Below are 10,991 nucleotides of genomic sequence, written 5' to 3' on the forward strand. Positions count from 1 at the left end.
GATTTTCGTCAATGATCTCTGGTCGTTAACGAATATTCCGGCCTGGCTTGAGCACGTATCCCGCGGGGTCGATGGAATTGGTCTGGCTGACGTGGTATTTCCGGCCTTTCTGTTCATTGTGGGCATGTCGCTCCCGTTCGCCGTCAACGCCCGACGGCAGAAAGGCGATTCCGACGGCGTTCTGGTTGGGCATGTGCTCATGCGGACGGTGGCCCTGCTGGTTATGGGCGTTTTTCTGGTCAACGGCGAATCCATCGATGAATCAGCCACGGGGTTACCCCGGCTCGTCTGGAATGTACTAGCTTGTGGCTGTTTCATTTTACTCTGGAATGCGTATCCCCGAACGGCAAACAAGTGGATTGTCTTAGCCGCCAAACTTATCGCCCTATCCCTATTGGTTACACTGGCGATAGTCTATCGGGGGGAGAACAATAGCCGGTTTGCCCCGCACTGGTGGGGCATTCTCGGTCTGATCGGCTGGTCCTATCTGGGCGCTGCGCTGGTCACCGTTTTTGCCCATAATCGGTTGGTGATTTTAGTAGCCGCCTGGGTTGGTTTCGCCCTGTTAAGCATGCTGGATGCTGCCCATGTTTTGCCCGAGGCCATCTCGATCATTCCCAGCGCCATCAGTGGAGGAACGCTCGTGGGGCTGACCATGGGGGGCGTTGTGATCTCAACCCTGTTTCAACAGTATCGGCGGCAGGGAGACAATAAGCGGATGACGCTCCTGTTTATCGGAATTTCCCTTGGGCTAATCGCGCTTTCCGTTTACACGCGGACGTTCTGGGGACTCAGCAAACTGGGCGCTACTCCCGCCTGGTTATTTCTGTGCAGCGCGTTTACTATTCTGGCATTCACCGGCATTTACTGGCTGGTCGATGTGAATGAGAAGGCGAATTGGTTTAATGGGATCAAACCAGCGGGCACTGACACCCTTTTATGTTACCTGATTCCGTATTTCGCTTACGCCTTCACTACCTTATTGAATTTACAGTTGCCCGATGCCTTGCTAACGGGTGGTGTGGGTCTGCTGAAATCGGTATTGTTTGCCCTTTTATGCGTTTGGATAACCGGCCGGTTGAATAAGATCGGCGTTCGGCTCAAATTGTAACACTGGCGCTCCATCAGACATAGACAAGTAGCCATCCGGCAGGATAACCTTTAGGTCATGAACAGCCGGGTGGCTGAATCATATTGATGCTTCGGTATTCCTGACGCCTGATCCTTATGGCTGCCATTGATCGAAAAACGTTTCTCCAGGAAATGGCTCTGCTGACGGGAGCCGCCTTTTTGTCGGGTCCAACCTTTGCGGCCAGATTAGCTACTGAAAAATCAGCCATCAAGCTGGGTTTCGTTACGTATCTATGGGGGAAGGACTGGGATTTGCCGACGCTGCTGAAGAATTGTGCTGAAACAACTATCGGCGGTGTCGAACTACGCGTCGAACACGCTCACCATGTGATGCCCGACTTGACGGCGGCTCAGCGATTGGCTGTTAAGAAGCGATTCGCCGATAGTCCTGTCCAACTGGTTGGGCTTGGCACAAACCAGCAGTACGATTATCTGGACCAAAACCAGCTCAGAGCATCCATCGAGCGAACAAAGGAATTCATTCGCCTGAGCGCCGATGTAGGTGGAACGGGGGTGAAAGTGAAGCCCAACGCGCTACACAAGGAAGTTTCTGCCGAAAAAACACTGACCCAGATCGGCGAATCGCTCAATGAGCTGGCGAAATATGGGGCTGAACTGGGCCAGCAGATCCGGCTGGAAGTACACGGAGAAGCCACGCAGGAATTGCCCGCCATAAAGCAGATTATGGATGTGGCCACTCACCCCAACGCAACCATCTGCTGGAACTGCAACCCACAGGATCTCAACGGGGAAGGTTTCCAGGCTAATTTTAACCGGGTCAAATCCCGCTTCGGGGCTACCTGCCACGTCCGCGAACTCGACCGCACGGACTACCCGTATCAGGCACTTCTGACTAATCTGGTGAACATGAACTACCAGGGCTGGGTATTGCTGGAATGCCACACCAATCCGGCCGATAAAATTGCGTCGATGAAGGCGCAGCGAGCCGTTTTTAATCAAATGATGGCCAAAGCGTAAGGGTTCTACTGAATCAACGTCATGTTGGAGAGGGTTCTTCACTGGAACTAACAACTCGTGAGAGGGGCGAAGTGACTCTGTCTGGTATATCCTTTGTCGTATAGACCAACAAAGTGCGGCTGACCGGGTTTATAGGTGGAATACACCATGCGAAAGAGTAGTTATGGCAGTCATTGGAGAATTGATTAAAAAGGCAATTGATGTGTACGGCTTTGTGACAGCAGAGCCTGATCCGGCAAAGATGCAACGAGCGGTATTACAAAACCTGCTGACAAAAGCCAGGTTGACCGCCTTCGGCAAAAAATACAACTTTACCGAATTGCTCAACAGTACAGATATAATTGCGGCCTTTCAGCAGGAAGTGCCCATTCATGACTACGATAAATTATATACCGACTGGTGGCACTACCTGCTGGAGGGGCATCAGAATGTGACCTGGCCGGGCGGACAGCGTTATTTTGCCCTCAGCAGCGGAACCACGAGTACGAGCAAGTCCATTCCGGTAACGGACGATATGATCGACTCGATTCGTAAATCGGGAATTCAGCAGGTGATGAGTTTGAAAAACTTTGACCTGCCTTCCGACTTTTTCGAGAAGCAGATCATGATGCTGGGCAGCAGCGTAAACCTTATTGAAAAGGACGATCATCAGGAAGGCGAAATAAGTGGTATCAGTGCCGCTAACATTCCGGCCTGGTTTAGAGGCTATTATAAGCCGGGAATTGAGATTGCGTCGATAACCGACTGGGATCAGAAAGTGCATCAGATTGCAAAGGAAGCCCCCAACTGGGATATTGGCAGCCTGAGTGGAATTCCGTCCTGGATTGAAATGATGCTGAAAGAAGTTATTTCCTACAACAAACTTCAGACCATTCACGACATCTGGCCGAATCTGCAGGTGTATACGTCAGGTGGCGTTGCGTTTGAGCCTTATCGGAAAAGCCTCGAAGCGTTGATGGCCCGACCCCTGACATACATTGATACCTACCTGACATCAGAAGGGTACCTGGCTACCCAGAAGCGACCCGATACGTCGTCGATGGCGTTGATGCTCGACAACGGCATCTTCTTTGAATTTGTCCCCTTTCTGGATGAGAACATGGACGAGGAAGGGCGGGTGAAACAGGACGCTACGGTTCACTCGCTGGAGCAGGCGGAGGAAAATGTCGATTATGTGCTGCTGATTTCGACCGTGTCGGGCACCTGGCGATACATGATTGGCGACACCGTGATGATTACCGATAAAAAACGGGCCGAGATAAAAATCACTGGCCGAACCAAGCACTTTCTCAATGTGGTGGGCGAGCAACTGTCTGTCCACCAGATGAATAAGGCCATGCAGTCGATGCAGAAACGCTTCGATGTGGAAATTAAAGAATTCGTGGTGGCGGCAATTCGTAAAAACGGGGAGTACATCAACAAATGGTTTATCGGGGCCAATAAACAGGTCGATAATCAGGAAATGGCGGCTTCGCTGGATACTGCCCTGCGCGAAACGAACAAGAATTACAACGTCGCCCGGACGAAGTCGTTGAAAGGTGTCGAAGCGGAAGTTGTGCCCGTCGACCATTTTTACCGATGGAGTGAAGAACACAAAAAGCTGGGCGGCCAGACCAAGATTCCACGAGTCATGAAGGAGGAGGATTTCCTGGCGTTTGAAGAGTATATCGGGGGATTGGCCTCGTCAAACTAAGCAACTTCACCGAGATACATTGACAAAGCCGGGAACGGTAGCCACTTGATTAACAAGTTCCCGGTTTTGTCAGCGTATCTCACTTACGCCTTTTCTATTTCCTTCTTTTGTGCTTCCAGCTTTTGTTCTTCCAGCTTTCTGACCTGATCGGTAATCTCTTCGGGCGACACGTAAAGCCGGGCGATCTTGTCTTTGTAGGCCTGCGGAAGTTCGGCATGATCGAGGATAAACCGCTTCGTTTCAATCAAGTAACTGCCTAGCCCGTGCTGCACGGCATACGTGTCGGCGATGCGTTCAACTTTTTTTACGTACGCTGCCGAGAAAAGGTAACCCAGGCCGAACCCAACCATGTCCAGATTTGTCCGGCTTTCATAGTCCATGATATGCCCCAACTCATGACCGATCCAGCCAATCATAATGGCATCGGGGAGTTGGTGAATCGGAATGGCCGTATGCGTCAGCTTGAATAGCGCACTGATGTTGATGCGGTAGGCGCGCTGTTTCCGACTAGCGAGCAGGCTACTGAAAACGGGCTGAGCCTGCATGACCGACGATTTAATGGATTGCTTAAAGACAAAATGGATGGTGGTGTCGGCGAGTTCCGGGTAAAACGACAAAGCCGTTAGCACATTTCTCTCGAGAATCGCCGGTATCGTTTTATTCGTTCGAAACCGGGAGAGTTCGGGCGTGATGTCACTCGTTTGCGAATGGATTACGGATGTCAGCATAAGCAGAGAAAGAAACTAGTGCATAACCTGTCTAGTTTCTTAACGCGCCAGGCTGCCATTGGTTTTGCCTGTTTGGCACGAATGTCATGTTCGCTCACTTCTCGGAAGGTGACTTGATGCGAGAGCCGGCAGAGTCACCTTCGGAGAAGTGAGGAGAAAAAGGTTGAGTACGTTCCCCTGGAGCTAGGGCTCCGGTTGCTCGCGAGCTATTTTGCTGCCCCGGATACGGGAACAAACTGGGCCGAGAGGTTAGGCTGTTTCATGTCGGTGTCGAACGGAAACATCGGCCGTTTAATGCGCTTGTAGGGCAGTCGCGCCAGGTCCTGGTTAACCCCACCGGGCGTCAGGGCCATGATCCAGTCGGCCTGCATGGCGTACAGTTCAGGTTCCAGATAGCCAATCTTCACGACGACGATGTCCGCTTGCCGAGGGGCAAGGCTTAGCCGGGTAAAATCGATTTCCTTGTGATACGGCTTGCGCTTTTGGGTTACAATAACATGGACATTCCCAACCTTCACAACCACTTCTACCTCAGCATCTTTGTCGCCTTTAACAATCGACTCGACCATGCCTTTTAACTTAACCGGTGGGGCAAAACGCGCATCGACGCGAGCACCCGCCACGCCCTCGACCACGCCACCAACGCCAGCCGCCATTGCCTTTTTGACTAATTCGGGGTCAGGAATAGACGCATAGATCAGAGAAGGTCCATCTGCCCGCTGAAACTCCGGCCGTGCCAGAATCTGCGTAAGCGTCCAGGTCACGTCGCCCGCGCCACCAGCGGTTGGGTTATCGCCCGTATCACTGATAAAAAAGGGATGTTTTTTACTCGCCAGTGCATTCGCCAGGCATTTTTCCAGCGTGCCGGTAGGGGCCACAAAACCAAACTGATTTCTGACGTTCCAGAAATCGAGAGCCAGTTTCTCGGCCGCCTGGCCCACCTTGGCTTTATCATCGCCCGTTACCATGACAACGGCATGATTACGGGGCTCGTCCGCCCAGGCGTAGCCAATCCAGATGGCCGCGTCGATAATACCATTGCCATGATCGGCGATGGGTTCTACTTTACTGTAAAGGCTCTTGCCCGGTTCGATGCGCGTACTGGTTTTCTCGCCCGGCAATAGAATTGGTACCGGAATCCAGGCTTTATAGGCCGGTTTGCCTTTTCCGTTTTTAAGGCGTTCCAGCAGGTTTACGACCGCGCGTTCCTTGGTTTGCATGGCATCTTCGTGAGGAGCCATGCGGTAACAGGTAATCAGATCCGAGTTCTGAGCCAGCCGCCACGACACGTTGCCGTGTAGATCCATGGAGGTGGAAATGAGTGTCTTATAGCCTACTACTTGCCTGATCCGAGTAATGAAATCACCTTCCGGATCGTCCAGACCGACCACGCTCATGGCGCCATGTATGTCGAAATACAGGCCATCGTAAGGCCCGTATTTTTTGAGCGAATCCAGCGTTTTACGAACCAGCGACTCGTAGGCTTCTCGGGTGACAGCCCCACCCGGCAGTGATTTACCCACGATGGCCGGGAGCCAGACGGCCTGCTTCCGCAGGGGAGCAATGGGCATCAGGAACGGATAGGCATTAAAAACTTCGGGGCCATATCGGGCATGAAACGCGTCTTCGTGCGTTACGGCCGGAGAAAACGTACTGGATTCAATCCCAAGTCCTGCGATGGCGATTCGAGGTAAATCGGTTGCTTTCGTCGTTGTGGTTGCCGTTGATTGCGCCAATCCAACGCCGACACTAAGCAGGTAGGCCGCCAGCCCCCAAAAAATATGTTTCATGCCTCCAAGTTAAATCATTCGATAGAGTCGGCAAGCATTCTTGCCCAAAAAGCCCATCTATTGGATTAATTCTATAAATTCGAATGAAGAAATGGAGTACCATGAGAATACTGATTATTGAAGATGAAGTCAAAACGGTTCAAAGTATTAAACAAGGGCTGGAGGAACACCAGTGGGAGGTTGATGTAGCCTATGACGGAACGATGGGGTTTCAACTGGCTACGCGGTCACCTTACGCTCTGATCATAACCGACATAATTCTGCCCGGTATGAATGGCCTTGAGCTTTGCCAAAAACTGCGGGAAGCCAATGTATCGACGCCGATACTAATGCTCACGGCCTTGGGTACGACCGAAGATAAAGTGGTCGGATTGGACGCGGGAGCGGACGATTACCTGATCAAACCGTTCGAATTTCGGGAGCTGATGGCGCGTGTCAGAGCCTTAACCCGGCGGAGCAACAGCGTAGGCCACACGGCTAATCTGTTGAAAATAGCCGACTTAGAATTAAATCCGGACACGAAGCAGGTCGTACGGGCTGGGAAAGAAATCACCCTGACGGCCAAAGAGTTTCAACTACTCGAATACTTCCTGCGCCATCAGGGCCGGGTAATCTCCAAAGTTGAACTGGCCGAAAAACTGTGGGATCTGACCTTCGATACGGGCACCAACGTAATTGAGGTATATATAAATTTCCTGCGGAAGAAGATTGACAAAGACTTCGATCCCAAACTGCTTCATACGCAGATTGGCATGGGCTATGTCGTAAAGGTATTGTCGTAATGATCAACATCCGGACCCGGCTCACCTACCAATTTGTCTTCCTTGTCACCCTGGTTTTGCTGTTTTTCTCGCTCGGCGTTTATTTATTCAGCAAACTTTACCTCGAAAAACGCTTCAACAAACGGCTTCAGGACCGGGCTATTACTACCACTACGCTGCTGTTCGATCTACGACAGACCGATAGCACTGTGTTACGACTGATTGATGCGGCCGATAAAGAACCGCTGCTCAACGAGAATATATCGGTCTATAATGAAAAAACGAAACAGGTTCTGTTCTCCACCAATCCAGCCAGTACCCAGTTTCACGAACAGTTTATCCCGCAGTTGGATTCGACGGTCCAGACTTGGTATCAGCGTAAAAATGAATACCAGATTGTCGCCCTACACCTGGCCGGAGGGGGCGGTGGCAACTGGGTGATCGTGAGTGGTATTGACCAGGCGGGGCGGGAAGCACTGGATGATCTGAAAAAGATTCTGATCGTTATGATTCTGGTTGCCATCCTGTTGCTGGGTATTTCGGGCTGGCTTTTTGCCGACCGGGCCCTGGCCCCCATGTCGGGCATTATTCAGCAGGTGAACGCCATTTTTCCGGCCAATGTAGAGAAACGGGTAGCGCATCCCAATCGGTCAGACGAAATCGGGCGGCTGGTTACTACGTTCAATCAACTGCTCGATCGCATTGAACAGGCGCTGAACACGCAGAAAATGTTTATCGCCAACGTATCCCATGAATTGAAAAACCCACTCACCAAGATCAATTCGCAGATTGATGTGGCCCTCATTCAGAAACGCAGTGCGGAGGTGTACGAACGAACGCTCCAATCCCTTCAGGAAGATACGCGTACACTCTCGCACCTGACCAATGCGCTGCTGGAACTGGCCAATACATCCGTTCAGGCAAGCACCCTCTTGATGGAACCGGTGCGGATGGATGAGCTGCTGTGGGAAACGAAAGCACAGTTGCAGAAATGGCAGGAAGCCTACCAGATTCACCTCAATTTTGCCGATTTTCCCGACGATGAGGAGGACTTGATTACCAAGGGGAACCGGCCTGCCCTTCAGGTGTTACTCATGAATCTGATGGATAATGCCTGCAAATTTTCACCGACAAAAACGGCTATCGTGACCTTCCGATCCAAACGAGGCAAACTAACCATAGCTGTTTTTAATGAAGGTACACCCATTCGGCAGGCCGATTTGCCCTACATCTTTCAACCTTTCTTTCGGAGTGACTCAACCGCTCAATCGAGCAAAGGGCATGGCGTTGGGCTGGCCGTGGTGGCCCAGGTAACTCAGCTCCACAAAGGCGACATTACGGTGCGTTCGACGCCCGAAGGCACCACCTTTACGCTGACATTGTCCAGCATCGCTCCATTTTAAGGTAAATTTAAGGTCAGCTTAAGGCGTGCTTAAGTTGGGTGTTGTTGCTTTGTACCATATCGACTAACTGGAATATGGAAGCAGAAGCAGACGTAGCAACCGAGAAGCAGGGTGTGCTGAATATAACCATTGGCGCGCTTCTGGGCGTTTTGGCGTTGCTGGCCTATTTGTTCCTTGGCTCTCGAAATGAGACGCTGGAAGTGCAGAAACTACTAACAGCCAAAGTCGAACAGTTTGCCTCCACGCAAATCAAGCTTGACTCCATTTCGAACGTACTGGATGCCAAAATTATCGAGGTTCGGCGACTTGGCGGCAGCGTTACCGAGTTGGAGCGGATTAAGCGTCAGTTAACGACCGACAAAAAGCGGCTTAAGTACGACCTGACCTTTTCGATGCAGCAGTACAGCCTGAAAATCAGGGATTATAAGAATTTTCTGGCGCGAAATGAAGCGAATGTTCAGTTGCTTAAGGCTGAAAACGGTTCACTGCTTAGCCAGACACGGGCACTCGAAGAGGAAAAGGAAAGTATCCTGAGTGAAAACACGGGCTTGAAATACGAACGGGCTGCCTTAGCCAAAGCGGTGGTCGATTATTCGCTCAGAAATGCCGATCTGACAAACAAAGTGACCCTCGCATCGGCCATGAAAGCCATCAACGTAGAGGTTATGGCGGTTGCCGAAAATGGGAAAGAGCGCCGGGGTGGCACCTACAAAGCGTCGCGCATTGACCGGCTAAAAATAGATTTTGTCCTGCTGGCCAATCCACTAGCATCGGCCACGAACAAGGATGTCTACGTACGCATTCTGGATACGAACGGCGCGGTTGTCAGCGAAAGCGGCATTGGTGGGGTCATGCTTCATGACGGACATGAACTTGGCTACAGCACGCGTCAAACGGTGCCGTTTAATGGCGAAGACCAACGGGCAGCTATTCTTTTTCGCCGGGATAGCGCCTACAAACCAGGCACATACACGGTAGAGTTGTATGCGGAAGGCTTCCAGATCGGCGATAGCCGTTTTGTAGTGAAGTAGTTTACCTTAACCATTCAGGCAATGCCAACTTATAAAAAAATCCAGACTCATCTATTACTGGCCCTACAGCCTTTGCTGGCCACGCTGAACGGTGAAAGAAGGGTGTTGGTTGCTCGATATCGTCGCTTTCCGATCGCCTATACGACGCTCAGCTATTTTTTTGTATCCGTGGCTTTCTGCTACTACCCGGTCGTAAATCACTGGCTGTCTGGATTTATTATGATGAGTTTGCCGCTAGCCATTCCCTGCGGGTTAGCGGCCTGTATCTACCTGTTCTGCAAGCAGCAGAAGATGATTGCTACCGCGGGTATAATCTGGGTTTTGTTCTCGTTTGTCGTGGTGAAAAGACTGGTGGGTATCCGGGAGGGGTATACCGATATGAGCCAGGCACAAACGCTGAATGTCTTGAGTTTCAACAGTGAAACGTTTCCGGCAACGGGTAAAAACGAACTGGATGCCTCGCTGTTGCAGGCGGACATCGCCTGTTTTCAGGAGTATTCGCCAAATTCTCAGATTGAGCGCCACTACACGGCCAAGCTTCAGAAACTGACCTGCTTTGACAAAGATCGGGAGATAGGGCTGGCCTTGTTGTCTAAATACCCGATCGTGAACCAGTACAGCCGAATCTGGAATCGGGCCAAGGCCCCAAATATCAATGGGTTTTTATGCGCCGATATTGCGTACGGCGCTGATACCATTCGGGTCGTCAACGTGCATTTGTGGTCGATGGGCGTGCGAACCGACCAGGCCCTGAATGCCCTGAAAGCGGGACATTTAGGCCGTTTTTCGCTTGAATTGATCGATATATTTCAGCGGATGAAAGAAGGCTTTGCTAACCGAAATGAACAGCTTCAGGAGGTGGAGTCTTACGTGGCAGGCAGTCGATATCCGGTTATTATTTGTGGTGATTTTAACGAAACGCCCATCAGTTACTCGTACGGAAAACTCAGCCAGAATTTCAGAAATGCTTTTGAGGAGGCTGGCCAGGGGCTGGGTTTCACCCTTAACCGGCATCCGTATTGTGTGCGCATAGACCAGCAGTTTTTCAGCGCCGACTGGCATATAAAAACCTGTCGAACTTTATCCGGTATTTCCTTCTCCGACCACTTTCCGGTGTTGGCGCAATATGTACTCAAAAAATCGCTGCCAATGCCCACTGCTGTGCTGGCACAGCACCAGCCAAATCACCGTTCAGCCAATTAATCAGGCAATTCTTCTATCGGTTTAAGAAAGTCAGGCGCCGACTGGCATAGCGTATTTACTACCCCTGACATCCAATCACACCTTGTCTGCTTCGGCTAACAGGTTATCGGCCAGTTGAGTAAGGCCGATGGTAGCAGGTTCGACGATAAAGGTAACGTTGTCTTTCTTGTGCATGTCGGGAATGGTAGGGTCCACCACATAGACGGGAACCCCGTCCCGAACCACATAGACAAGCCCGGCGGCAGGGTAAACGTTTAATGAGGTGCCCACGAC

Annotated in this window: 9 protein-coding genes and 1 pseudogene; 7 read left to right on the forward strand and 3 right to left on the reverse strand. The window is 51.2% G+C overall.

Annotation, left to right across the window (positions count from 1 at the left end):
* Position 1: 1 nt before the first annotated feature.
* From ACYU8Y_RS08450 to ACYU8Y_RS08460, 3 genes are all read left to right on the forward strand, one after another.
* Positions 2-1,111, forward strand: a complete 1,110-nt coding sequence (locus ACYU8Y_RS08450) for a DUF5009 domain-containing protein (protein ID WP_460936145.1) — start codon at positions 2-4, stop codon at positions 1,109-1,111.
* 116 nt (positions 1,112-1,227) lie between these two features.
* Positions 1,228-2,109 carry a sugar phosphate isomerase/epimerase family protein gene (locus tag ACYU8Y_RS08455; RefSeq protein ID WP_460936147.1) on the forward strand — a complete coding sequence of 294 codons (882 nt, stop codon included), beginning with the start codon at positions 1,228-1,230 and terminating at the stop codon, positions 2,107-2,109.
* A gap of 163 nt (positions 2,110-2,272) precedes the next feature.
* Entirely contained in the window at positions 2,273-3,802 is a 1,530-nt protein-coding gene (locus ACYU8Y_RS08460; RefSeq protein ID WP_460936149.1) for a GH3 family acyl-acid amido synthetase, read from the forward strand.
* An 83-nt stretch (positions 3,803-3,885) separates the two neighbouring features.
* Here ACYU8Y_RS08460 and ACYU8Y_RS08465 read toward each other — a convergent pair whose 3' ends face one another.
* Together ACYU8Y_RS08465 and ACYU8Y_RS08470 are read right to left on the reverse strand one after the other, a co-directional pair.
* Positions 3,886-4,530: a hypothetical protein gene (locus ACYU8Y_RS08465; protein WP_460936151.1), complete on the reverse strand. Its 645-nt coding sequence runs from the start codon at positions 4,528-4,530 to the stop codon at positions 3,886-3,888.
* 206 nt (positions 4,531-4,736) lie between these two features.
* On the reverse strand, positions 4,737-6,320 hold the full coding sequence (locus ACYU8Y_RS08470) for a M81 family metallopeptidase (protein WP_460936153.1): 1,584 nt from the start codon (positions 6,318-6,320) through the stop codon (positions 4,737-4,739).
* Between the two features lie 101 nt (positions 6,321-6,421).
* Between ACYU8Y_RS08470 and ACYU8Y_RS08475 the strand changes: the two genes are divergently transcribed.
* The 4 genes from ACYU8Y_RS08475 to ACYU8Y_RS08490 all read left to right on the forward strand — a co-directional run bounded on the left by ACYU8Y_RS08475 (position 6,422) and on the right by ACYU8Y_RS08490 (position 10,718).
* Positions 6,422-7,102 carry a response regulator transcription factor gene (locus tag ACYU8Y_RS08475; RefSeq protein ID WP_460936155.1) on the forward strand — a complete coding sequence of 227 codons (681 nt, stop codon included), beginning with the start codon at positions 6,422-6,424 and terminating at the stop codon, positions 7,100-7,102.
* Entirely contained in the window at positions 7,102-8,484 is a 1,383-nt protein-coding gene (locus tag ACYU8Y_RS08480) for a sensor histidine kinase (RefSeq protein WP_460936157.1), read from the forward strand. Before ACYU8Y_RS08475 ends, ACYU8Y_RS08480 begins: the two co-directional genes overlap by 1 nt.
* Positions 8,485-8,558: 74 nt before the next feature.
* On the forward strand, positions 8,559-9,515 hold the full coding sequence (locus ACYU8Y_RS08485) for a hypothetical protein (protein ID WP_460936159.1): 957 nt from the start codon (positions 8,559-8,561) through the stop codon (positions 9,513-9,515).
* A 21-nt stretch (positions 9,516-9,536) separates the two neighbouring features.
* The gene (locus ACYU8Y_RS08490; RefSeq protein ID WP_460936161.1) at positions 9,537-10,718 is read left to right on the forward strand and encodes an endonuclease/exonuclease/phosphatase family protein; all 1,182 of its coding nucleotides are present in this window, start codon (positions 9,537-9,539) and stop codon (positions 10,716-10,718) included.
* 75 nt (positions 10,719-10,793) lie between these two features.
* On the opposite strand, the pseudogene ACYU8Y_RS08495 reads toward ACYU8Y_RS08490, so the two are convergent.
* Positions 10,794-10,991 (reverse strand): annotated as a pseudogene (locus ACYU8Y_RS08495) (NAD-dependent deacylase); the annotation flags it as partial.

It is taken from the genome of Spirosoma humi (assembly GCF_054776575.1).

Excerpts from the sequence above, each read along its gene's own strand:
- ACYU8Y_RS08485 (WP_460936159.1), top strand. The coding sequence starts at position 8,559 with ATGGAAGCAGAAGCAGACGTAGCAACCGAGAAGCAGGGTGTGCTGAAT.
- ACYU8Y_RS08490 (WP_460936161.1), top strand. The coding sequence starts at position 9,537 with ATGCCAACTTATAAAAAAATCCAGACTCATCTATTACTGGCCCTACAG.
- ACYU8Y_RS08470 (WP_460936153.1), bottom strand. The coding sequence starts at position 6,320 with ATGAAACATATTTTTTGGGGGCTGGCGGCCTACCTGCTTAGTGTCGGC.
- ACYU8Y_RS08465 (WP_460936151.1), bottom strand. The coding sequence starts at position 4,530 with ATGCTGACATCCGTAATCCATTCGCAAACGAGTGACATCACGCCCGAA.
- ACYU8Y_RS08480 (WP_460936157.1), top strand. The coding sequence starts at position 7,102 with ATGATCAACATCCGGACCCGGCTCACCTACCAATTTGTCTTCCTTGTC.
- ACYU8Y_RS08475 (WP_460936155.1), top strand. The coding sequence starts at position 6,422 with ATGAGAATACTGATTATTGAAGATGAAGTCAAAACGGTTCAAAGTATT.
- ACYU8Y_RS08460 (WP_460936149.1), top strand. The coding sequence starts at position 2,273 with ATGGCAGTCATTGGAGAATTGATTAAAAAGGCAATTGATGTGTACGGC.
- ACYU8Y_RS08455 (WP_460936147.1), top strand. The coding sequence starts at position 1,228 with ATGGCTGCCATTGATCGAAAAACGTTTCTCCAGGAAATGGCTCTGCTG.